This is a genomic window from Actinopolyspora xinjiangensis, from assembly GCF_900104475.1.
Classification (GTDB): Bacteria; Actinomycetota; Actinomycetes; order Mycobacteriales; family Pseudonocardiaceae; genus Actinopolyspora; species Actinopolyspora xinjiangensis.
This window is the reverse complement of record NZ_FNJR01000005.1, coordinates 1-22,003: the sequence shown is the minus strand read 5'-3', so window position 1 is coordinate 22,003 and position 22,003 is coordinate 1. Positions and strand designations below refer to the sequence as shown.

Below are 22,003 nucleotides of genomic sequence, written 5' to 3'. Positions count from 1 at the left end.
CGGACTCAGCCGCTCCACCCGTCGCGAGTACCGCCGCCGACCGGTCACTCCTCCAGCCGGCGGCGGTACTCGCGACGGCGCAGCACGCGCTGCCTGCGCTGGTAGTCACGCATGCGCTGCGGGTATCCCACCTTGTTGACCTCGTAGAACGGGATGCCCAATCGGTGTGTGAAACGAATCGCGGCATCCCTGCCTCCGATCCGACGCCGCGTCCACTCACCGTCGTGGGCGACGAAGACTATCGTCGTCTCCGTCACCTGCGTCGGCGGCTCCAGGAACCCCTCCACACCGTGACGCTCGGCCGCCCACTGCCGGAGGTGCTCGGTGTCCTGGTCCCGCTCGGGTCGCGTGCGTCCGGACCGGCCACGACGGCGCAGACGCTCGAACAGCCCCACGGTTTTCCCTCCTTGACCGGATACCACGATATTGCCAGCCGGGGCATAAAAACTACCGCCGCGGCGTTGTACTCCGTGGTAAGTGTGATCTTCGCTCCATGTGCGCCGGGAACACGGGCAGCCCGTCTCGCGCCCGTGGCTCACGTGGTGACAAGATGGCCTGCGGTGCCGGAGGACCGCTCCGAGCGCCGGTAACGAGTCGAAGAAATGATGCCTGTCGAGGAGTGCGAAGTGACCGACACGTCCGCCGATCTAGTCATTCTCGGTGGCGGCTCCGGCGGCTACGCCTGCGCGTTCCGCGCGGCGGAGCTGGGCCTTTCCGTCACCCTCATCGAAAAGGACAAGCTCGGTGGGACCTGTCTGCACCGAGGCTGCATCCCCACCAAAGCGCTGCTGCACGCCGCCGAGGTCGCGGACTCGGCCCGGGAGAGCTCCCAGTTCGGTGTGAAGGCCTCCCTCGAGGGCATCGACATCGATGGTGTCAACTCGTACAAGGACGGCATCGTCAGCAAGCTGCACAAGGGGTTGCAGGGGCTGGCCAAGGCCCACAAGGTCAACTACGTGGAGGGGGCGGGCACCCTCGTCGACGCCAACACGGTGGAGGTCGACGGAACCCGCTACACCGGCACCAACGTGGTGCTGGCCACGGGTTCCTACTCCAAGACGCTGCCCGGACTGGAGTTCGGCGGCCGGATCATCGCCAGTGAGCAGGCGCTCAACCTCGACTACGTACCGGAGAAGGTCGTCGTGCTCGGCGGCGGCGTCATCGGCGTGGAGTTCGCCAGCGTGTGGCGTTCCTTCGGGGCCGAGGTGAACATCGTCGAGGCGCTGCCGCACCTGGTCCCCAACGAGGACGAGTACTGCTCCAAGCAGCTCGAACGCGCCTTCCGCAAGCGGGGGATCAAGTTCTCGACCGGGGTGAAGTTCACCGGCGCGGAGCAGACCGACGACGGCGTGACCGTGAACCTGGAGAACGGCGAGACCATCGACGCCGACCTGCTGCTGGTGGCCGTGGGACGCGGGCCGAACACGGCCGGGCACGGTTACGAGGAGGCGGGCGTGGCACTGGAGCGCGGATTCGTGCGCACCGACGAGCGGCTGCGCACCAACCTGCCCGGTGTCTACGCGGTCGGCGACATCGTCCCCGGTCTGCAACTGGCGCACCGCGGCTTCCAGCAGGGCGTGTTCATCGCCGAGGACATCGCCGGGTTGAACCCGCCCGTCATCGACGAAGCCGGAATCCCGAGGGTCACCTACAGCAACCCCGAGGTCGCCTCGGTCGGGCTGACCGAGAGCGCGGCCAGGGAGCAGTACGACAAGGTGGAGACCTTCACCTACGACCTGGCGGGCAACGGCAAGAGCCAGATCCTCAAGACCGCGGGTGCCGCCAAGATCGTTCGTGCCGCCGACGGCCCGGTGCTCGGCCTGCACCTGATCGGCGACCGAGTGGGCGAGCTGATCAGCGAAGCCCAGCTCATCTACAACTGGGAAGCGCTTCCGGAGGACGTGGCTCCGCTGGTGCACGCCCACCCGACCCAGTCCGAGGCGCTCGGTGAAGCGCATCTCGCCCTGGCGGGCAAACCGCTCCACGTACACGGCTGACGCACTCCGCTCAACCGGTCACGTCAGAGCCCATCACACGCCACGAGTACGAGGAGTCAGCAACAGATGGCCTTCTCCGTCCAGATGCCGGCACTCGGTGAGAGCGTCAGCGAGGGCACGATCACCCGGTGGCTCAAACAGGTCGGCGACACCGTCGAGGTCGACGAACCCCTCCTGGAAGTCTCCACCGACAAGGTCGACACCGTGTTTCCCTCCGCCGCGGCTGGGGTGATCCAGCAGATCATCGCCAGCGAGGACGACACCGTCGAGGTCGGCGGCGAACTCGCGCTGATCGGGGACAGCGGTGAGCAGGCCGCACCGCAGCAACAACCGGCTGCCGAACAACCCTCGCCCGGGTCGGAGGAACCGGCCGCCGCGCCCCGAACGGAGCCGACCCCCGAGCCGTCGTCCCAGCCCACGGCCGAGCGGCCCGCGCAGGGCACCGACGTACACATGCCGGCACTCGGTGAGAGCGTCAGCGAGGGCACGATCACCCGGTGGCTCAAACAGGTCGGCGACACCGTCGAGGTCGACGAACCCCTCCTGGAAGTCTCCACCGACAAGGTCGACACCGAGGTTCCCTCTCCGGTGGCGGGCACGATCCTGGAACTGTCGGCCGGTGAGGACGACACCGTCGAGGTCGGCGCCAAGCTCGCGGTGGTCGGCGACCAGTCGGCGGCACCGGCTGGCCAGCCCGCCTCGACGCCCGCTCCCGAACCGACCCCCGCACCGGCTCCGGAACCGCCGCAACCCACCGAGCCGCAGTCCGCGCAGCGGGCGGAGCCGTCTCCGGCCCCCGCGCCCCCCAGCGCGCAACCGGCTCCCACGCAGCAAGCTCCGGCGCAGCAGACCTCCGAGGCCACGGGCTCCGAGAGTTCGGCACCCTACGTGACCCCGCTGGTGCGCAAGCTGGCCAACGAGCACGGCATCGACCTGAACACGTTGCGGGGCACCGGAGTCGGGGGGCGCATCCGCAAGCAGGACGTGCAGGCGGCCATCGCGCAGCGGTCGAGCGGTGAGCGAACCGCGTCGCAGCCCGCCGCCGCTCCCACCACCGAACCCGCCACCTCCGCCGCGGGGCAGGAGCCCTCGCCTGAGGACAGGACGCTGCGCGGCACCACCCAGAAGATGTCGCGGCTGCGGCAGGTGCTCGCCCAGCGGATGGTGGACTCGCTGCAGACGGCGGCCCAGCTGACCACCGTCATCGAGGTCGACGTCACCCGGATCGCCCGGTTGCGCCAGCGCGCCAAGGACGACTTCGAGGCCTCCGAAGGGGTCAGGCTTTCCTTCCTCCCCTTCTTCGCCAAGGCCACGGTGGAAGCGCTCAAGCTGCACCCCAAGCTGAACGCCTCCATCAACGAGGAGGCCAAGGAGATCACCTACCACGGCGCCGAGCACCTGTCGGTCGCCGTGGACACCGACCGGGGACTGCTGACTCCCGTCATCCACGACGCCGGTGACCTCAACCTGGGCGGGCTCGCCCGCAAGATCGCCGACGTGGCCGAGCGGACCCGGGACAACAGGATCAAGCCGGACGAGTTGTCCGGGGGCACGTTCACGCTGACCAACACCGGCAGTCGCGGCGCCCTGTTCGACACCCCGATCCTGAATCCGCCACAGGTGGGGATGCTGGGAACCGGCGCCGTGGTCAAGCGACCCGTGGTCGTCTCCGACGAGGCGGGCGGCGACACCATCGCCATCCGCTCCATGGCCTACCTGGCGCTGTCCTACGACCACCGACTCGTCGACGGTGCCGACGCCGCGCGTTTCCTCAACACCGTCAAGCAACGGCTCGAGGAGGGCGCCTTCGACGCCGATCTCGGGCTGTGAGCTCGCGGGCCTCGCACGGCCGGTGACGTGGCCGTCCAGGTACGGCTTCCCGGGGCCGTCCACTTCGGTGGGCGGCCCCGTTCCTCATCCACGGGTCTCCTGCTGGGGCACGGACCCGGCCGGGTCTCGAGCCGTCCCGGTCCGGAGCGGGCTCGCGCGCCGGAGCTCCACGGGAGACGACAGTTTCCCCACCTGATCGAGTGAGTATCTCGCACTTTGGCGATCATTGCGACAGGATCGGGGCATGCGTGTGGTAATCGCCGGATCATCCGGCCTGCTCGGAAGCCATCTCGTGCCCGCCCTCCGGCACGCCCGCCACGAGGTGATACGTCTGGTGCGGCGCGACTCGAAGGCCCCGGACGAACGTGGCTGGGACCCCGAGACCGGGGTGATCGAGGAGGGCACCCTGGACGGCACCGACGCCGTGATCAACCTGTGCGGTGCTCCGCTCGGTGGCAAGAGGTGGACCGCCGAGCGCAAGCGGGAACTGCTCCGCTCTCGGACCCGACCGACCGCCGTGCTGGCCGAGGCGATCGGAGAACGCGGTGTTCCGACGCTGATCAACGCCTCCGGCGTGGATTTCTACGGTGACACGGGCGGCAGAGTGATCACCGAAGCGGCGGGCCCCGGCAGTGGTTTCCTCGCCGATCTGTGCCAGCGTTGGGAAGCCGCCGCCGAGGCGGCGGCCCCCGCACGGGTGGTTCGGCTGCGCACCGGCCCCGTGCTGGCGCCTTCCGGAGGTCTGCTCGGTCAGCTCAAACCGCTGTTCTCGTTCATGCTCGGAGGCAGGCTCGGCGACGGCACGCAGTACATGCCCTGGATCTCGTTGGACGACGAGATATCCGCCATCAGGTTCGTGCTGGAGAACCCCCGGATCTCGGGGCCGGTCAACATGACCGGCCCCGAACCGGTCAGCAACGCTGAGTTCACCAGGGCGCTGGGCGAGGCTCTCGGCCGCCCGGCACCGTGGATCATCCCCGGATTCGCGATGCGGGCGGTGCTCGGCGAGTTCGCTCAGGAGGTCGCGCTGACCGGGCAGCGGGCGGTTCCCTCGGTGTTGGAGGAGCACGGCTTCACCTTCCAGCACCGGACGGTGCGTTCCGCGCTCGGAGCGGCGGTCTCAGCCTGATCGGCACTCACACGATATATCGGGAAACTCGCTCTCTCATCCTCCGCTCTTCCCACGTGGAACGGCGATTCCGGGAAGACTGCGCCGTGGCGGGTGGCGCGGCCGGCGGTAGGGTGGCGTCCGTCAGCGGTAGGGTGGCGTCCGTGAGTCACGGTGAAACCTCGTGCCGAGCCTCGGGCCAGCCGATCGAGGTGCACGAGCTTGGCACGATCGACTATCTGACGGCTTGGCGACGCCAGCAGGAACTGGCCACTGCCCGCGCCGAGGGAACCGGCCCGGACACCCTGCTGCTGCTCGAACACCCCTCGGTGTACACCGCCGGAAAACGAACCGAGCCGGAGGACCGGCCTCGGGACGGCACCCCGGTGATCGACGTGGACCGGGGCGGGAAGATCACCTGGCACGGCCCCGGTCAGCTGGTCGGCTATCCGATCCTGCGACTGGCCGACCCGGTCGATGTGGTCGACTACGTGCGCAGGCTGGAGCAGGCCCTGATCCGGGTATGCGAGCGGTTCGGACTGCGGACCGGTCGAGTCGAAGGACGCAGCGGGGTGTGGCTCGCCGCCGACGGTGAACGGCCCGAACGCAAGATCGCGGCGATCGGGATTCGGGTGCAGCGCGGCGTGACCATGCACGGGTTGGAGTTGAACTGCGACGCCGACATGGCCGAATTCGATCGGATAGTTCCCTGCGGAATCAGCGATGCCGGAGTCACTTCGCTCTCGGCCGAGCTCGGCAGGGACGTCACGGTGGCCGAGGCACTCCCCCTGGTGCGCGAGGCCGTTCCGGAGGCGCTGGAGGGAACGCTCCCGGTCACCGAGTGCGACGTCAGGAAGCAGCAGGAGGCACCGGCGGGCGTGACGTTCGCGCTGGACCCCGAACTGCGTTGACCCGCCGCCGGTCGCGGAACGAACACACCGGCTCGGGTGCGGTGAGCGAACGACGCTCGCCCACCGCACCCGTCGCGGCGAAGCCGCCCCGGCGGGATCTCCGTCAGTCGAGCCCGCTCGCCACCTCGGAGGCGACCAGCTCGATGTGATCCAGGTCCGACAGGTCGAGCACCTGCAGGTACAGCCTGGTGATACCGGTGTTCCGCCGCCACTGACCGATCTTGTCCACCACCTCGGCGGGAGTTCCGGCGAGCCCGTTGGCGCGGAGTTCGGTCACGTCACGACCGATGGCCTCGGCGCGCCGTGCGACCTGGGCCTCGTCCTTGCCCACGCAGAGGACCAGCGCGGCCGAGCGCACTATCTCCGCCGGGTCCCGGTCGATCTCGGCGCAGGCCCGGCCGACCCGTTCGAACTGTGCCGCCGCGGTCTCCTGGTCGACGAACGGCAGGTTGAACTCGTCGGCGAACCTGGCCGCGAGCTCCGGCGTCCTCTTCTTGCCCCCTCCCCCGATCAGGACGGGTGGCCGGGGCCGCTGCACCGGCTTCGGCAGCGCGGGCGACTCGCTGAGCCGGTAGTGGGTTCCCGAGTGGTCGAAGGTCTCCCCCTCCGGGGTGGCCCACAGACCGGTGATGATCTCCAGCTGCTCGCTGTAACGCTCGAAACGCTCCTTCAGCGGCGGGAAGGGGATGCCGTAGGCCGTGTGCTCCTCCTCGTACCAGCCGCTGCCGAGCCCGAACTCGATACGTCCGCCGGACATCTGGTCGGCCTGCGCCACCGACACGGCCAGCGGCCCGGGAAGGCGGAACGTCGCGGCGCTCATCAGGGTTCCCAACCGTAGCCGGGAGGTCTCCCGCGCCAGCCCGGCCAGTGTCAGCCATGCGTCGGTCGGTCCCGGCAGACCGCTGGATTCCCCCATCCGCAGATAGTGGTCGGAGCGGAAGAAGGCGTCGTAGCCCGCCGCCTCCGCGGTGCGGGCGACCCGGAGCAGATCGTCGTAAGTGGCCCCCTGCTGGGGTTCGGTGAAGATTCTGAGCTTGAATTCCTCGGTCACGTCCCGAGGCTAACCGGCTCCCGAGGTACGGGCGCGGCGTGCCGGGGCTCCGCTCAACCGTCACGCAGCCCGCGCAGCAGTCGCTCCAGGGCCTCACCCACCTCCACGCTGGTCCGGTTGGGATCGTCCGATCCGGCTATGGTCGCGGCGCCGGAAGCGAGACCACCGAAGATCACCCGAGCCAGCACGTCCACGGACATCGTGCCCTCGATGCGCCCGGTGCTCACCAGTCGCTGCACGCTCGCGCGCACCAGCCCGAAGGTGTAGCGCTCCCCGAGGTCGTACCAGCGCTGGTAACCCAGCACCACGGGACCTTCCTGGGCGACGATCCGCTGGAAGGGAGCTTCCAGGCAGACGCGGAGGAAGGCGTCGAGTCCGGCACGCAACTCCTCCCAAGGGTCGTTCTCCCCCGGCATCACGTCGGACAGCCGGGTGACCACACCGATCTCGACGGCCTCGAAGGCGGCCTCGAACAGCGCACGCTTGCCACCGAAGTGGTGGTAGAGGGCGCCCTTGGTCACGCGGGCCCGGCCGGTGATCTCGTCCAACGACGCCCGGGCGTAGCCGCGTTCGGTGAACAGCGTGATGGCGGACTCCACCAGCGCGGCACGGGTGGATTCCGAGTACTCGACCCGGCGAGGTCGCTCTGTCGCCCTACTCACATCGCTTCACCATACCGCCGGTATGTACGAGCTGATACTTTTGGTCACAACCGACATACCGTCGGTATGCCACACACCACAGGTACGGCCACTTGCGAGGTAGGCATGTCCTGGCAGCAGTTCCACCGCAGGCAGGCAGCGATCCGATTCCTGCTGGAGCGACTCGCGAAGACCCCGGAACAACTACCGGACCCCCGCGCGCACGACGAGCTGTCGGACGTCTTCGACGACCGGGAACAGCTGTTGTGCGCGCTGCAGCACAAATGGACGCAGCAGTTGACGGGGCGACTCGACGCGCGGCTGGGCGAGTGCGGCGGGCGCGGCGGCGACCGCCTGGAGGCGGTACGGCGGGCCTGGCAGGACACGGCCACCGCCAACCCCGTGCTGCGCGAGGTGCTGGATCGGCACGTGACCGCCCCCGAGGGCGAACTGCGCCGGGCCGTGGAACGGGAGCGGCGGCTTCTGGCTCTGACCGGTGGACTGGCCGAGCACTCCGAACCCGAAACCGAGATCAGCCGTTCCGGTGCGGCACTGCTCCGGCTACTGCACTCCTCGGAACGCCCGGAGGCGGAATTCCCGCTACCGGTGACGGTCTGAACGAACAACCGAAGTTTGTTCGAGAACCCGGTGGGATATAGAAATGCGGCCATGACCAAGTGGGACGAATCAGCCGTGCCGGACCAGTCCGGGCGGACCGTGCTGATCACCGGCGCCAACTCCGGGCTGGGGCTGTACAGCGCGCGCGTCATGGCCGCCCGAGGTGCCCGGGTGCTGCTCGGGTGTCGGGATCCCGAACGCGGGCGGCGAGCGGTCGAACAGGTCGGGCAAGCCGCACACGTACCCCCCGAGCTCGTCGAGCTCGACCTCGCGAGTCTGGGCTCGGTGCGCGAGGCGGCTTCCCGGGTCCGCGAACGCACCGACGACCGCCTCGAAGTGCTGATGAACAACGCGGGGGTGATGGCCACTCCCCCGCGCCGCACCACCGACGGGTTCGAACTGCAGTTCGGAACCAACCACCTCGGACACGCCGCGTTGACGTGGCTGCTGATGCCCGCGTTGCGCGGCGGGGAGAAGCCCCGGGTGGTGACGCTGTCCAGCCTCGCGCACCACGGCAACGGGCTGGACATCTCGGACCCGAACTTCCTGCACCGCCGGTACTCCCCGCTGCGGGCGTACTCCCAGTCGAAGCTGGCGAACCTGATGTTCAGCAGGGAACTCGACTCCAGAGTCCGAGCCGCGGGACTCGACGTCGTCAGCGCGGCCGCGCACCCCGGCACGACCGAGACGCAGCTGGCTCCGAACTCCGCGCGGCAGCGCGCGCTGCCCTCGTTCGTCGGCGAACTCGTGAGCAGGGGAAACGCCCTGATCACCCAGCGGGTGGAGCTCGGAGCGCTGCCCCAGTTGTACGCCGCCACCGCACCGGGCGTACGCGGCGGGGACTACTTCGGCCCCGCCCGGCTGGCCGAGACACGCGGCCACCCCAAACGCGCCAGGCTCAGTCCCGCGGCACGCGACGACGCCAGCGCGTCGCGGCTGTGGGAGCTCACGGCCGAGCTGACCGGGGTCACTCCCGAGCCCACCTGAACCTCGGTCTCCCCGATGGGACCACGTACCGAGCCCCCGTCCGGGGCGTCTCGCCGCCGCCGAGCGCCCCCTGGGGGGGGGAGATACGGGTGAGCTCGGTCATTGTCGTTCCCCGGTGGACGAGGCGTAGCCTGTCCCCGTGACTGTGGCACCGGAGGGGCGGAAGATGTTGCGGCTCGAGGTCCGCAACAGTCAGACGCCGATCGAGAAGAAGCCGTCCTGGATCAAAACGCGCGCTCGCATGGGCCCGGAGTACCAGGAGCTCAAAGGGCTGGTGCGACGCGAGGGCCTCAACACCGTCTGCGAGGAGGCGGGCTGCCCCAACATCTTCGAGTGCTGGGAGGACCGGGAGGCCACGTTCCTCATCGGCGGTGACCAGTGCACCCGTCGGTGCGACTTCTGCCAGATCGACACGGGCAAACCGGCCGAGCTCGACACCACCGAACCCCGGAAGGTCGCCGAGTCGGTACAGGCCATGGGGCTGCGCTACTCGACCGTGACCGGTGTCGCCAGGGACGATCTGGACGACGGCGGTGCGTGGCTCTACGCGGAGACGGTGCGGCGGATCCACGAGCTCAACCCCGGCACGGGCGTCGAGCTGCTGATCCCCGACTTCAACGCCGAACCCGACCAACTGGCCGAGGTGTTCGGTTCCCGCCCCGAGGTTCTCGCGCACAACGTCGAGACCGTGCCGCGCGTGTTCAAGCGGATGCGCCCGGCGTTCCGCTACGACCGTTCGCTGAAGGTACTCACCCTCGCCCGCGAGGCGGGGCTGGTGACCAAGTCCAATCTCATCCTCGGCATGGGCGAGACGCCGGAGGAGGTCGAGCCGGCGTTGCGCGACCTGCACGAGGCCGGCTGCGACATCATCACCATCACGCAGTACCTGCGCCCCAGCCCCCGGCACCATCCGGTGGACCGCTGGGTCAAGCCCGAGGAGTTCGTGGAGCACACCAAGGCCGCCGAGCGCATCGGGTTCCCCGGCGTCATGGCGGGTCCGCTGGTGCGCTCCAGCTACCGGGCCGGGCGCCTCTACGCCAAGGCGACCGAGCACCGCGGCATGCCGCTGCCGGAGAACCTCGCCCACCTGGCGCAGGCGGGCACGGCCGCACAGGAGGCCAGCAACCTGCTCTCGCGCTGACCCCCGGCACCGGCTCCTGTCGGACGACACGAGGGGCCGGTCCTGGTTGGAGCCGTGCGGCCGTGGCGGGGATCAGCGTCCGCCACGGCCGGTTCCGGCACGTCGGGTGCGCAGAGTGCGGATCAGGTAGCACAGGCCCGAGACCGCGAACATCGCTGCGGTCAGTAACAGCCAGCGCCCCAGGAAGGGCTGTTGGGTCTGCCCGGTGGCCGCGTGGTAGGTGAACGCCCCCTGTCTGATGATCCCGGGCAGGAACACCAGCAGCAACAGGCCGGAGCCGAGCACCGGCAGGCGTAGGTAGTTCACCGGGCCGGGCCCTTCTTCTCCTCTCCGAAGCGCTCCCGCTCCCAGCTGGAGCAGTCGGTCCGCGGCGGCGTAGACGGGGAACAGCACCAGGTCGTGCAGCACCACCGCGGCCAGGAACCAGACCAGCATGCGGGTGGCGCTCGGATTCGGCAGGAGCAACAGCACCACGTAACCGGTCAGCGCGAACGCCCCGGACACCACCAGCAGCCGGGCGGGGCCCGCACCGTAGGCCGTTGAGAACCGTCGCAGCACAGCGGACACCTCAATCGCTCCCGAACTCGATGTCGCGCACCCACTTGGTGTTGTGCACCCCCGGTAACGCGGGGACTATCACCCGGGCCGGATAACCGTGGTCCATGGACAGGTCGACGCCGTTAACCCGCAGGGCCAACAGCGCGTCGGGATCGAGCACCTGGTTGGCCTGTAGTGTCGCGGCCCGGAACGCACCGATGGTCTCGACCGAACTCACCCTGGCCCACCCCGGGACGGGGTTGCCGGCCAGCTCCGCCAGGTCCCGCAGCCGCACCCCGCTCCAGCGCTGGGTCGTGGCCCAGCCCTCCACGCAGGCTATCGGCAGGGTCGCGGTGTGCTGCGGCATGGCCAGCAGCTCCCGGCGGGAGAACCTCCTTCGGCCGGTCGGGGACCGCAGCACGAGCCGCCACTCTTCTCCGGTCTCGCCCGGGTCGATCCGCGCCGCGGCCGCGGTGCGATTGACCTGGAAGTCGTTGGGCCCCGACCCCGGCGTTCTGCCGCGGGGCAACAGCAGGGCGGTCCGCCGCACGGGCCCGCCCACCACCTGGCCGATGCTGAGCACCCCCAGCAGCAGCGATCCGGCTCCGACCAGACCGAGCGCACCGCGACGACCCATCGTGGGAGCGGCCGGTTCGGCCGCCACCAGGCCGGTGCTGTCCAGCGGCTCCGGACGCGTCGCGCTTCTGGAGGTGCGCAGCTCGGAACGCAGGGAGCGGGAACGCAGCGCGGTGACCATGTGGGGAAGCTTGACAGCGACGTGCACCACGAACCCCGCGATGAACACCCAGGCGCCGTAGTAGTGAGCGGTGTAGAAGCTGAACCCGAACACGTAGTCGTACTGGATGTTGAGCACCCCGGTCACGATCTCGAACAGCACACCGCCGACCAGCAACAGCAGCGAGAGGCGCTCCAGGAGCTTCGCGGGGGAACGGGCCGGCGGCCATTCGAACAGTTTCGGGACCACCGACCAGAGCTTGGCCAGCACCACCGGGATGAGCACCAGCCCGAGGATCACGTGCGTCCCCTGGTTCAACACGTACAACCAGGCAGGGCTGGTGGGCCACTCGAACGGGGGCAACCGCAGCCAGCCGACCTCCCGGGGAAAGGCCTGGCCGAACTGTGGCCCGTAAGCGATGTAGGAGAGCAGACCGGTGATGGTCACCAGCGGCAGGCTCACCAGCAGCACCGCGCCGAGAACCGAGGTCAGCCAGGGACCTCGCAACGGGCTGCGCCATGTCCGAGCCCTGCGCGCCCCCGAGGGACGGAGCCGGGTCAACGAGCGCCACACCCCCGCAGGGAAACCGAACTCCGATTCCTCCAGGGGATCACGCCGCCCTGTCGCGGGCGGAGCGGACTCGGCGAGCGCCGGGGGTGGTGGGGACATCCCGACGGCATGGAAAGTGGCTTCCAGCTGGTAAGGGGCGGCCAGGCACACCTGCGGCACCTCCGGGTGAGGGTTCCGGAGGGCAGTGTAGGACGACGCGGTGCCCGACCGGGGCATTTTCGGAGTGGAAACCCCGGAGACCGTATGGACGTGCTCCTGAGGCTCCGCCGTATCCTGGTGCTATGGCCAAGCAGGACCGGGCCGCCAAGAAGGAAGCGGCCAAACAGAAACGGCAGGCGTCGAGCGGTCGTTTTAAACAGCTGTTCGAGGCGTTCAAGATGCAACGCCGGGAGGACCGGCTGCTCGTACCGCTCATGCTGGCGGTACTGCTCGGTGCGGCAGTGGTCGCGTTCCTGCTCGGTCTCGTCTGGGGGCTGGAGTGGTTCTTCCTGCCCGTGGGCGTCGCGTTCGGCGCGTTGGGCGCGGTGATCGTGTTCGGCAGACGTGTGCAGCGCAACGTCTACAGCAAGGCCAGTGGCCAGCCAGGGGCCGCGGGATGGGCGCTGGAGAACATGCGCGGCAAGTGGGAACTGACCCAGGGCGTCACCGGGACCAGCCAGCTGGACGCGGTCCACCGGGTGGTGGGCAAACCGGGCATCGTGCTGGTCGGCGAAGGGGAACCCCACCGGGTCAAGAACCTGATGGCCCAGGAGAAGAAGCGGATCTCGCGCCTGGTCGGCGACACCCCCATCTACGAGATCATGGTCGGCGACGGGCAGGAGCAGGTTCCGCTGCGCAAGCTGCAGTCCAACATCATGAAGCTGCCCCGCAACATCAACGCCGGGCAGATCGACTCGTTGGAGAAACAGCTCGAGGCGCTGGGCAACAGGGCGAACCCGATGCCGAAGGGACCGGCCCCGCAGGGCGCGAAGATGCGCAACATGCAGCGCGCGAGCCGCAGGAAGTAACGGAGCACGGCAGAGCGCGGCGCGTGCCGCGCTTTCCGCTCGATGACGAGCGGATCACTCGCTTCCCCCGAATGAGTGAAGCGGTTCACCATCGTGTCACCAGCGGGCACTGTAGCCACCGAGGGCGGCATCGCCCCTGGTCAACGGCTGGTCAACGGCGCAGCACCACGGTGCCGCTGAGTCGATCGTGCCACGAGCGACCGTCCATGTTCCACAACACCGCCGGTACGATCACCGCCGTCAGCACGCAGCGAAGCAGCGCACGGGGCAGCCCCACGGCGGGGGTGCCGTCCACCCGGGCCACCCAGACTCGCGCCACGGCCATTCCGGGTGTGAACCCGAAGAACGCGACGGGCAGCACCGTGATCAGCGTCCACGACAGCAGACTCCAGTTACCGGGGAGCTCCGGTGCGGTGAAGAGCCCGGCCACCAGCGCCGCGAGCACGATGTCGACCAGAAATCCCAGCGCGCGCCGCCCGGTGGGCGCTACGGCCCCGGACCCCTGTTCGGGCAGCCCGAGACGTTCGCCGCGCCAGCGTTGCTCCGGTTCTCCCGACTCCCGCACGGCAGCGGGGCCGGAGAGCCAGGAACCGAGTATTCTACCCACATGACCAGCATACGGGGCGTTCGGACGCGGCCGACGAGGCCCGGCCACACCCGGTTCGGCATCGAAAATGAAACGAACTGTTTCGTTAACGTCGGCGAAACACGCGAGTGACGACCGGGCAACACCCCGACCCTAATGTCGTTCCCGAGCCGGCGGCGCGGAACTGCCCCGGTGAGCGGTACCAACGCGTGAAGGAGCCATCGAGGGTGTTCAAGAATCCAGACGAGGTCCTACGCTTCATCTCCGACGAGGGCGTGAAGTTCGTCGATGTTCGGTTCTGCGACCTGCCGGGCGTCATGCAGCACTTCACCGTCCCCGCTTCGGCGTTCGACCACGACACCTTCACCGAAGGGCTGGCCTTCGATGGTTCTTCGGTGCGTGGTTTTCAGTCGATCCACGAGTCGGACATGCTGCTGCTGCCCGACCCGTACACGGCCCGTATCGACCCGTTCCGGATCGAGAAGACGCTGATCCTCAACTTCTTCGTGCACGACCCGTTCACGTTGGAGCCCTACAGCCGCGACCCGCGCAACATCGCCCGCAAGGCGGAGCAGTACCTGAGCGAGTCCGGCATCGCCGACACCGCCTTCTTCGCCTCCGAGGCGGAGTTCTACATCTTCGACTCGGTGCGCTACTCCGAGGACGCGAACTCCTCGTTCCACGAGGTCGACTCGATCGAGGGCTGGTGGAACACCGGCCGCGCCGAGGACGGCGGGAACCTGGGTTACAAGACCCGCTACAAGGGCGGCTACTTCCCCGTCTCGCCGTACGACCACTTCGCCGACCTGCGCAACGAGATGACCACCGAGCTCGCCAAGGCCGGGTTCGAGGTGGAGCGGGCCCACCACGAGGTCGGCACCGGCGGCCAGGCCGAGATCAACTACAAGTTCAACACGATGCTGCACGCCGCCGACGACCTGCAGCTGTTCAAGTACATCATCAAAAACACCGCGTGGCGCCACGGCAAGACCGTGACCTTCATGCCGAAACCGCTGTTCGGCGACAACGGGTCCGGCATGCACTGCCACATGTCGCTGTGGCAGGGGGGCTCGCCGCTGTTCCACGACGAGTCCGGCTACGCGGGACTGTCGGACACGGCGCGCTACTACATCGGCGGCATCCTGCACCACGCCCCGAGCCTGCTGGCGCTGACCAACCCGACGGTGAACTCCTACCACCGCCTGGTGCCCGGCTTCGAGGCGCCGGTGAACCTGGTCTACTCGCAGCGGAACCGTTCGGCGTGCATGCGCATCCCGATCACCGGCACCAACCCGAAGGCCAAGCGGGTCGAGTTCCGCTGCCCGGACCCGTCCGGCAACCCCTACCTCGGCTTCGCCTCGATGCTGATGGCGGGGCTGGACGGCATCCGCAACAAGATCGAGCCCGCGGACCCGATCGACAAGGACCTCTACGAGCTGCCGCCGGAAGAGGCCAAGAGCGTGCCGCAGGTTCCCTCCAGCCTCAGCGAGGCGGTCGACAACCTCGAGTCCGACCACGAGTACCTGCTGGAGGGCGGCGTGTTCACCGAGGACCTGCTGGAGAACTTCATCTCGCTCAAGCGCGAGAACGAGATCGACCCGATCCGGCTGCGCCCGCACCCGCACGAGTTCGCGCTCTACTTCGACGTGTGATCGACGGTTCGAGCACATGGCGCTACGGGCCCCGCCGTCGGCGGGGCCCGTTTCGTTCGAACTCCCGCCCGAACCTCACCGGAGATCGTCAGAGGCCGAAGACGGTCGGGTACCGGATGACGCCGGTGGGCACCGGAGGCGGGGACGATCGTGGTGCACGGCGCCCTCGGACGTTCGGCGACGACGCACCGGTGGAGAGCCGACCCGCACCGCCGTGCCACCAGGCCCTGCCGGAACCACGCGGAGCGGCGGGGACGATCGGTTTCCGCGGCCGGAACACCGACCTCCCCGGACCGCTATCGGCGCGTTCGTGGGCGGATCACTCGACGGTGAGCGCCAACTTACCCCGCACGTGACCCTGCTCCAGCAGTTCGTGAGCCTGGGCCGCCTCCCGCAGCGGGAACGTGCGCTGCACCTCGACACGCAGCTCACCACGATCGATCAGCTGGCCCAGCCAGGTCAGGTCGGCGGTGTCCGGGCGGACGAACACGTAGTGCCCGCCCTGCTGCAGCACTGTCTCGGGATCCTCCACCGAGGCGTGCCGCGTGCTGTCCCGCAGAATCCCCGGAGTCTCGCGCAGCGCGGTTCCCCCCGCCATGTCCACGGCGGTGTCGAGCTTGCCGTCCCCACCGACGAGTTCCGCGACGCGTTCGGGCAGGCCCGCACCGTAGGTGACCGGCTCCGCGCCCAGCTGCCGCAGGAACTCGTGGTTGCGTTCCGAGGCCGTACCGATGACGCGCGAGGCTCCCAGCGCGAACGCGATCTGCACCGCCAGATGCCCCACTCCACCAGCCGCGGCGTGCACCAGCACGGAATCACCGGAACCGGTGTCCACCGCACGCAGCATCTGCAACGCGGTCAATCCCGCCAACGGGAGCCCGGCGGCCTGCGCGAAGTCCACCGAGCGCGGCTTGTGCGCCAGCGTGCGCTCCGGGGCGGCCACGAGTTCCGCGTAGGTGCCGTACTGCACGTGGTCCTCGCGCACGTACCCCACGACCTCGTCACCTGGCTTGTACTCGGTGACGGCGGGGCCGACGGCCCGCACCACTCCGGCCAGGTCCCAGCCGGAGATCAACGGGGTGTGGTGCGGGAAGAGCCCGCGCAGGTAACCGCGGCGGATCTTCCAGTCCACCGGGTTCACCCCCGCTGCCCTCGTCTCGACGAGCACTCGGTCGGGGCCGACCAGCGGATCGTCCAGTTCCTGATACGAAAGAACGTCGGGTTCGCCGAATTCGGTGAGCGCGATAGCCTTCATAATCGATACAACGACGTCTTCTCGGGCTCTTATTCCTACGTTCGGAGCAGTCCGGTCGAAGCGTGTCCCGAGCGTCCCGGTCTTGTCGGCACCGGGATCCGCCAATCGAACTCCGGGAAAGTCCCGATCAACGCGGTGAGTCCTCGTAGAAGACCCGTTCTACCACGGCTCTGGCACGCCTGGTGGCGCGCAGGTAGTCGTCGAGCACCTGCCCGGCGTCCGAACCCGCCGGATACCCCAGCGCCGCCGCCACGGCGTTGAGCTCCCGGGAGTGTTTCGGAAGCTGGTCGCTCCCCTTGCCACGCACCAGCATCACGGCGTTGCGGGCCCGCATGGCCAGCGTCCACGCGTTCTCCAAGGTCGTGGCGTCCTCCTCGGAGAGCAGCCCGGCCCGGATCGAGGCGTGCAGCCCGGCCACGGTCGAGGTGGTGCGCAGTTCGGGGAACTCGTCGGCGAAACGCAGCTGCAACAACTGCAGCGTCCACTCCACGTCGGCCAGTCCACCGCGTCCCAGCTTGGTGTGGGTCGTCGGATCGGCACCGCGCGGCAACCGTTCGGCGTCGACTCGGGCCTTGACGCGCCGGATCTCCCGCACCTTGGTGAGATCCAGCCCTCCCCGGGGGTAACGGATCGGATCGACAGCGGCGCGGAACCGCTCCCCCAACTCCGCGTCGCCGGCCACCGGGCGCGCGCGCAGCAGGGCCTGGGCCTCCCAGACCTGCGCCCAGCGCTGGTAGTAGTTCAGATAGGAGTCCAGGGTGCGGACCAACGGTCCCGACCTGCCTTCCGGCCGGAGGTCGGTGTCCACCTCCAGCGGCGGGTCCTGGCTGGGTTTGCCCAGTACCCTGCGCACCTGCTCGACCACCGCCGTCGCGAACCGCACGGCCGTGCTGTCCCGCACTCCCCCCTCGGGTTCGCACACGAACATCACGTCGGCGTCGGAGCCGTAGCCGAGCTCGGCACCGCCCAGCCTTCCCATTCCGATCACCGCTATCCGGGCAGGCAGCTCAGCACCGCTGACCACCCCGTTCGGACCGGACCACTCCGACCTGGCCGCCACGTCACGGATGGCGGCGTCCAGCGTGGCCTGCAACACCGCCACCCACACGCTGGAAAGCGCGGCGAACACATCGTGCGGCGGGAGCACACCGAGCAGATCCCCCGCCGCCACCCGCAGCAGTTCGTGCCGCCGAAGCGAACGTGCCGCCGAAGCGGCCCGCTCCGGATCGACGTGTCGCGAGACCGCGCTGCACAGCGAACCCGCCACCTCGTCCGGGTCCCGCCCCGACAGCTCGGAGGTGTCGGCCAACAACCGCAGCACCTCGGGAGCACGCACCAGCAGTTCCGGGACCAATTTGGAGGTCCCCAGCAGGAAGGCAAGTCGTTCGGCCACCACGGCCTCGTCCCGGAGCAACCGCAGGTACCAGGGTGTGTCGGCCAACGCCTCGGAGACGTTGCGGTAGGCCAGCAACCCACCGTCCGGATCGGGTGTGCGCCCCAGCAGGTCCAGCAGCACCGGCAACAGAGTGCCCTGGATACTGGCACGGCGGGTCATCCCCGAGGTCAACGCGGCGATGTGGCGCAGCGCGCCCTCCGGGGAGGTGTAGCCCAGCGCGGCCAGCCGATCGACGGCGGCACCTGTCGTCAACCGCAACGCCTCGGTGGGAACCTTGGCGACGGACTCCAGCAGCGGGCGGTAGAAGAGCTTCTCGTGCAGCCTGCGCACCCGGTTGCTGTGCTTGCGGTACTCACCGAGCAGCACGTCGGCGGCCTCCTGGCTGCCCTGCGAACGCAACCCGAGGGAACGGGCGAGGCGGTGCAACGTGGTGCGCTCGGTCGAGGAAGGGAACAGGTGCGTGCGACGCAACCTGCGCAACTGCAGCCGGTGCTCCACCCGCCGCAGGAAAGCGTAGGAGTCGGCCATGCCACCGGAGTCGCTGCGGGCCACGTACCCCCGTTCCCCCAGCGCCCGGAGCGCCTCCATCGTGCAGCGCGACCGAATGTTCTCGTCGCCCCTGCCGTGCACCAGTTGCAGCAGCTGCACGGCGAACTCGACGTCGCGCAACCCGCCCCTGCCGAGTTTGAGTTCACGGTCGGCCTGTTCGGTGGGGACGTGGTGCTCCACGCGTTGCCGCATGGAACGGACGTCGGCGACGAAGTCCTCCCGCTCGGCCGCGGTCCAGACCAGCGGCCGCAGCGCCTCCGAGTAGCGCTCGCCGAGTTCCACGTCACCGGCCACCGGACGCGCCTTGAGCAGCGCCTGGAACTCCCAGGTGCGGGCCCAGCGGCGGTAGTAGCTCAGGTGCCCGTCCAGGGTGCGTACCAGCGCACCGGCCTTGCCCTCCGGCCGCAGTGCCGCGTCCACGTCGAAGAAGGCCGCCCCCGCGACGCGCATGAGCGTGCTGGCCAGCCGGGTCGCCGGAGCGACGTCCTCCTCCGCGTCGGCCACGAAGACGACGTCGACGTCGCTGACGTAGTTCAGCTCCCGTCCACCGCACTTGCCCATAGCGATCACCGACAGCCGGGGCGTGTGCTGCCCGGAGAGTTCGGAGGCGGCCACGGCCCACGCCGCGCGCAACGCCGCGACAGCCGCGTCGGAGAGCCACCCCGTGACCTCCTCGTAGGAGGGAGCGGTGAGATTCGGATCGACCACACCCGCCAGGTCGACGGCGGCGATCTCCAGCAGCAGACCACGATAGGCCGCCCGCAGCGGAGCGACCGCGGCGGTACTGTCCACCGTGGCCAGCGGCCGTTCCGGAACTCCTCCTTCGGGGGAGGGGCTGTCCACGGCCCCGACGCTGTACAGCAGCTCGGCGCTGAACTCGTCGACACCACGCCACCGGACGTCCTCACCGCCCAGCCGACGCCAGTCGTCGGGGTGCGCGACCAGGTGGTCCGCCAACGCGCTCGAATAGCCGAGCACGGCCAGCAGTCTGGCGCGCAGCCCGGCTTCGGAGGTGAGCCGCTCGACGAGCTCACCCCACTGCCGTCCCAACGACTCCCGCAACCTGTCCACCGAGTGCAGCGCCAGATCCGGGTCGGGCGTGCGGGAGAGGGTTTCCAGCACGGCCTCCGCCTCCGGCAGCGGACCGCTGTCCCCCCACCAACCGGCCGCGCGGAGCTGGTTCTCCGCTCGCTCGACGTCGCTGAATCCGTACCGCGCCGGGGACGGCACCGCCCCTGAGCGCTGCCAGTTGGCTTGGGCCATGCCCGTACCGTAATCCGAAGCAGCGGTCGTGGGGATCCGGCCGTGGGGTTTCTCCTTTAACGAACGGGACAGTTGATCCCCTCCCGGCAGCGCCCCCACCGGAATCAGGCCAGCGGAAGGGACCTGGTGGTGGTTCTTTCCTGGGGCGGAGTCGCGGCGAGCTCGAAGAACCGTCGCGCCACCGGCTGCCAGGTCTCGGCGAGGTCGTCGTGGAACTCGCGGAGGTGTTCGGGATCGAACTGCCCGGCACGCGCGCTCCGGGCGAGCTCCGGATCACGCTCGGCCAGCCCGCGGACGATCTCGGGCGTGGTCTCGATGTGGAACTGGAAGCCGTAAGCCCGGCTTCCGACGCGGAACGCCTGGTTCTCCCCCATCGGCGAGGCAGCCAACAGCTGAGCGGTAGGCGGCAGGGTGCTGATCTCGTCCCGGTGGAACTGGAACACGTCGGGGGTCAGCGGCAACGGGCCGACCAGCACGTCCTCGGCCGCCGCGTCCCGCTTCGCGACCAGCAGGGTTCCCGCCTCCGGGCCGTCACGGCGGGGAGCGGTCCGACCACCGGTCGCCGTGGCCAACAGCTGCGCCCCGAGCCCGATCGCCAGTACGGGCATGCCGGTGGAGGTCGCGCTGCTGAGCAGCTTCCTCGCCGAAGCCAACCAGGCGTGCTCCAGATCCGCCCGAGCGTTGGTCTCCCCACCGAGCACCACGAGGCCGGAGTGTTCTTCCGGAGTCCCCGGCAGCTCGTGGCGCCACGGATCGAGCACGTCGAGTTCGGCCCCGAGCTCCGAGAGCCATTCACCCAACCTGCCGATCGGGGCGTGTTCGGACGGTTGCACCACGAGAATCCGCACTCCGGTCATGCCCGCCAGGATACGAACAGCGGCGTCCGAATCACACCGGGTGCAGCGCGATCTCGTGCGTGTCGTGCACCGGGCGGAAGCCCAGGCGTAGGTAGACGGAGTTCGACGTGGGATTGGCCAGGTCCGCGAACAGCACTATCCGGCTCGCTCCCGCCCGCCAGGCCCGCCTCGCGGCCGATGCCGTGACGGCCGCACCGTATCCGTTGCGGCGGAACCGCGAAGGAGTGTAGACGTTTCCGATCCTGGACATCCCGCGCCTCGGGATGGTGTAGAAGGCCATCGACACCGGGCGAACACCGTCGGACCACAGCACCGGAACACGTCCGCTGTCCATGAAGGACCGCAGTCTCCGCTCGGAGGGTTCGGTACCGATCGCGACGTCTCCGGCGTCCCTGGCGTACTCCGCACGCCAGTCCGCCAGCCAGGTGACATCGGACTCGAAGAAACCACGCTCCTCTCCGTCCACCTCTACCGGGAAGTCCAGAGTGCCCAGTCGGTAGAGGCGCTGACGAGTTCTGAGCTCGCGGCTAGCTCCGGTCTGACGACACCATTCCGCCGAGATCCGGTCCACGAATTCGGCCGGACCTCGCAGGGAACCGGGCTCCGGATCGTGTGCACGCAGCGCCTCCACCGTCTCGGGGAGAGCCGAACCCGAGCACGGCAGGGCTCCGACGTCCCCCGGAAACGGCGGCGTGCGGAAGTAGGCTCCGAGGACGGTTCCCGCCTCGTGCAAGGTGAGCAGCACAGGACTCGTACCGGCCTCGTATTCGCGTGCCTCCGCCAACACCGTCACCGGAATGGTGTGGCGAACAGGGTCGGTCAAGTAGGACGGTTCGGCGAACCGCCGGAACGAGGCGAACGAATCGTGGGGGGCGACGCGCATGACCAACATGCTCGACAGCCCGGCGCACGGGGGCAACCGGTTTTTCCGGTGCCGGGGGGTGGTATGAGTGCGGCCCCACCCCCGGGGTGGGGGTGGGGCCGGTGGGGGGTTGGGTCGGCGGTGTCCGTGTCTCCCACACCCGTGGGGGTGCAGTACCTGGGGCGCTGGAGGGCTTAGCTGCCGGGTTCGGGATGGGGTCCGGGCGTGTCTCCTCCGCTGTGGCCACCGACCCAAGTGTTGGGGGCTGTGTGCCAGCCGGTTGTGTTCAATTGGGGTGATGGGGGGTGGTGGTTGGGTGGGAGCCGTATAGTGGTGGCGAGGGTGTGCTGCTGTGGGGTGCGGGGGGTGTCGTCGTTCGGCGGGTTAGTACCCGTCCACTGAACACATTGCTGTGCGTACATGTCGGGCCTATCGACCCAGTCGTCTGC

Annotated in this window: 19 protein-coding genes and 2 rRNA genes; 9 read left to right on the top strand and 12 right to left on the bottom strand. The window is 69.1% G+C overall.

Features of this window, described 5'->3' with window-relative positions; translation table 11 throughout:
• Positions 1-44 precede the first annotated feature (44 nt).
• The gene (locus BLQ75_RS08995; RefSeq protein ID WP_092600601.1) at positions 45-395 is read right to left on the bottom strand and encodes an oxidoreductase; all 351 of its coding nucleotides are present in this window, start codon (positions 393-395) and stop codon (positions 45-47) included.
• A 231-nt stretch (positions 396-626) separates the two neighbouring features.
• Here BLQ75_RS08995 and lpdA point away from each other — a divergent pair, with 231 nt between their 5' ends.
• The 4 genes from lpdA (at position 627) to lipB (ending at position 5,846) form a co-directional block, all read left to right on the top strand.
• Complete coding sequence (lpdA, locus tag BLQ75_RS08990; RefSeq protein WP_092601001.1) at positions 627-1,997, top strand: dihydrolipoyl dehydrogenase; 1,371 nt, start codon at positions 627-629, stop codon at positions 1,995-1,997.
• 66 nt (positions 1,998-2,063) lie between these two features.
• Positions 2,064-3,827: a 2-oxoglutarate dehydrogenase, E2 component, dihydrolipoamide succinyltransferase gene (gene sucB / locus BLQ75_RS08985; RefSeq protein ID WP_092600599.1), complete on the top strand. Its 1,764-nt coding sequence runs from the start codon at positions 2,064-2,066 to the stop codon at positions 3,825-3,827.
• Positions 3,828-4,071: 244 nt separating this feature from the next.
• Positions 4,072-4,956 carry a TIGR01777 family oxidoreductase gene (locus BLQ75_RS08980; RefSeq protein WP_092600597.1) on the top strand — a complete coding sequence of 295 codons (885 nt, stop codon included), beginning with the start codon at positions 4,072-4,074 and terminating at the stop codon, positions 4,954-4,956.
• Positions 4,957-5,099: 143 nt separating this feature from the next.
• On the top strand, positions 5,100-5,846 hold the full coding sequence (lipB, locus tag BLQ75_RS08975; RefSeq protein ID WP_092600999.1) for a lipoyl(octanoyl) transferase LipB: 747 nt from the start codon (positions 5,100-5,102) through the stop codon (positions 5,844-5,846).
• 103 nt (positions 5,847-5,949) lie between these two features.
• On the opposite strand, the gene BLQ75_RS08970 is transcribed toward lipB, so the two are convergent.
• Both BLQ75_RS08970 and BLQ75_RS08965 read right to left on the bottom strand, forming a co-directional pair.
• Positions 5,950-6,897: an LLM class F420-dependent oxidoreductase gene (locus tag BLQ75_RS08970; protein ID WP_092600595.1), complete on the bottom strand. Its 948-nt coding sequence runs from the start codon at positions 6,895-6,897 to the stop codon at positions 5,950-5,952.
• Positions 6,898-6,950: 53 nt separating this feature from the next.
• Positions 6,951-7,559, bottom strand: coding sequence for a TetR/AcrR family transcriptional regulator (locus BLQ75_RS08965; RefSeq protein WP_092600593.1), 609 nt, complete (start codon positions 7,557-7,559; stop codon positions 6,951-6,953).
• Between the two features lie 105 nt (positions 7,560-7,664).
• On the opposite strand from BLQ75_RS08965, the gene BLQ75_RS08960 reads away from it, so the two are divergent.
• From BLQ75_RS08960 to lipA, 3 genes are all read left to right on the top strand, one after another.
• Positions 7,665-8,156 carry a hypothetical protein gene (locus BLQ75_RS08960; RefSeq protein WP_092600591.1) on the top strand — a complete coding sequence of 164 codons (492 nt, stop codon included), beginning with the start codon at positions 7,665-7,667 and terminating at the stop codon, positions 8,154-8,156.
• A gap of 51 nt (positions 8,157-8,207) precedes the next feature.
• Positions 8,208-9,143, top strand: coding sequence for an oxidoreductase (locus BLQ75_RS08955; RefSeq protein WP_092600589.1), 936 nt, complete (start codon positions 8,208-8,210; stop codon positions 9,141-9,143).
• A gap of 139 nt (positions 9,144-9,282) precedes the next feature.
• The gene (gene lipA / locus BLQ75_RS08950) at positions 9,283-10,284 is read left to right on the top strand and encodes a lipoyl synthase (RefSeq protein ID WP_043574188.1); all 1,002 of its coding nucleotides are present in this window, start codon (positions 9,283-9,285) and stop codon (positions 10,282-10,284) included.
• A 72-nt stretch (positions 10,285-10,356) separates the two neighbouring features.
• On the opposite strand, the gene BLQ75_RS08945 is transcribed toward lipA, so the two are convergent.
• Entirely contained in the window at positions 10,357-10,851 is a 495-nt protein-coding gene (locus tag BLQ75_RS08945; protein ID WP_425286446.1) for a hypothetical protein, read from the bottom strand.
• A gap of 1 nt (position 10,852) precedes the next feature.
• Positions 10,853-12,226 carry a molybdopterin-dependent oxidoreductase gene (locus BLQ75_RS08940; RefSeq protein WP_092600995.1) on the bottom strand — a complete coding sequence of 458 codons (1,374 nt, stop codon included), beginning with the start codon at positions 12,224-12,226 and terminating at the stop codon, positions 10,853-10,855.
• Between the two features lie 182 nt (positions 12,227-12,408).
• On the opposite strand from BLQ75_RS08940, the gene BLQ75_RS08935 reads away from it, so the two are divergent.
• Positions 12,409-13,134 carry a DUF4191 domain-containing protein gene (locus BLQ75_RS08935; RefSeq protein ID WP_092600587.1) on the top strand — a complete coding sequence of 242 codons (726 nt, stop codon included), beginning with the start codon at positions 12,409-12,411 and terminating at the stop codon, positions 13,132-13,134.
• A 151-nt stretch (positions 13,135-13,285) separates the two neighbouring features.
• Here BLQ75_RS08935 and BLQ75_RS08930 read toward each other — a convergent pair whose 3' ends face one another.
• Positions 13,286-13,741, bottom strand: a complete 456-nt coding sequence (locus tag BLQ75_RS08930; RefSeq protein ID WP_170837406.1) for an RDD family protein — start codon at positions 13,739-13,741, stop codon at positions 13,286-13,288.
• Between the two features lie 206 nt (positions 13,742-13,947).
• On the opposite strand from BLQ75_RS08930, the gene glnA reads away from it, so the two are divergent.
• Positions 13,948-15,372, top strand: coding sequence for a type I glutamate--ammonia ligase (gene glnA, locus BLQ75_RS08925; protein WP_092600585.1), 1,425 nt, complete (start codon positions 13,948-13,950; stop codon positions 15,370-15,372).
• A 319-nt stretch (positions 15,373-15,691) separates the two neighbouring features.
• On the opposite strand, the gene BLQ75_RS08920 is transcribed toward glnA, so the two are convergent.
• The 6 genes from BLQ75_RS08920 to BLQ75_RS23825 all read right to left on the bottom strand — a co-directional run.
• Positions 15,692-16,627, bottom strand: a complete 936-nt coding sequence (locus tag BLQ75_RS08920; protein ID WP_092600583.1) for an NADP-dependent oxidoreductase — start codon at positions 16,625-16,627, stop codon at positions 15,692-15,694.
• Positions 16,628-16,754: 127 nt separating this feature from the next.
• Complete coding sequence (locus tag BLQ75_RS08915) at positions 16,755-19,835, bottom strand: bifunctional [glutamine synthetase] adenylyltransferase/[glutamine synthetase]-adenylyl-L-tyrosine phosphorylase (RefSeq protein ID WP_092600581.1); 3,081 nt, start codon at positions 19,833-19,835, stop codon at positions 16,755-16,757.
• A gap of 104 nt (positions 19,836-19,939) precedes the next feature.
• The gene (locus BLQ75_RS08910; RefSeq protein WP_092600579.1) at positions 19,940-20,692 is read right to left on the bottom strand and encodes a type 1 glutamine amidotransferase; all 753 of its coding nucleotides are present in this window, start codon (positions 20,690-20,692) and stop codon (positions 19,940-19,942) included.
• A 31-nt stretch (positions 20,693-20,723) separates the two neighbouring features.
• Positions 20,724-21,575, bottom strand: a complete 852-nt coding sequence (locus tag BLQ75_RS08905; RefSeq protein WP_170837405.1) for a GNAT family N-acetyltransferase — start codon at positions 21,573-21,575, stop codon at positions 20,724-20,726.
• Positions 21,576-21,687: 112 nt separating this feature from the next.
• Positions 21,688-21,805, bottom strand: a 5S ribosomal RNA gene (gene rrf, locus BLQ75_RS08900).
• Positions 21,806-21,917: 112 nt separating this feature from the next.
• A 23S ribosomal RNA gene (locus BLQ75_RS23825) occupies positions 21,918-22,003 on the bottom strand; the annotation flags it as partial.

Excerpts from the sequence above, each read along its gene's own strand:
- sucB (WP_092600599.1), top strand. The coding sequence starts at position 2,064 with ATGGCCTTCTCCGTCCAGATGCCGGCACTCGGTGAGAGCGTCAGCGAG.
- BLQ75_RS08980 (WP_092600597.1), top strand. The coding sequence starts at position 4,072 with ATGCGTGTGGTAATCGCCGGATCATCCGGCCTGCTCGGAAGCCATCTC.
- BLQ75_RS08960 (WP_092600591.1), top strand. The coding sequence starts at position 7,665 with ATGTCCTGGCAGCAGTTCCACCGCAGGCAGGCAGCGATCCGATTCCTG.
- BLQ75_RS08955 (WP_092600589.1), top strand. The coding sequence starts at position 8,208 with ATGACCAAGTGGGACGAATCAGCCGTGCCGGACCAGTCCGGGCGGACC.
- BLQ75_RS08940 (WP_092600995.1), bottom strand. The coding sequence starts at position 12,226 with ATGTCCCCACCACCCCCGGCGCTCGCCGAGTCCGCTCCGCCCGCGACA.
- BLQ75_RS08935 (WP_092600587.1), top strand. The coding sequence starts at position 12,409 with ATGGCCAAGCAGGACCGGGCCGCCAAGAAGGAAGCGGCCAAACAGAAA.
- BLQ75_RS08920 (WP_092600583.1), bottom strand. The coding sequence starts at position 16,627 with ATGAAGGCTATCGCGCTCACCGAATTCGGCGAACCCGACGTTCTTTCG.
- BLQ75_RS08915 (WP_092600581.1), bottom strand. The coding sequence starts at position 19,835 with ATGGCCCAAGCCAACTGGCAGCGCTCAGGGGCGGTGCCGTCCCCGGCG.
- BLQ75_RS08910 (WP_092600579.1), bottom strand. The coding sequence starts at position 20,692 with ATGACCGGAGTGCGGATTCTCGTGGTGCAACCGTCCGAACACGCCCCG.
- BLQ75_RS08905 (WP_170837405.1), bottom strand. The coding sequence starts at position 21,575 with ATGCGCGTCGCCCCCCACGATTCGTTCGCCTCGTTCCGGCGGTTCGCC.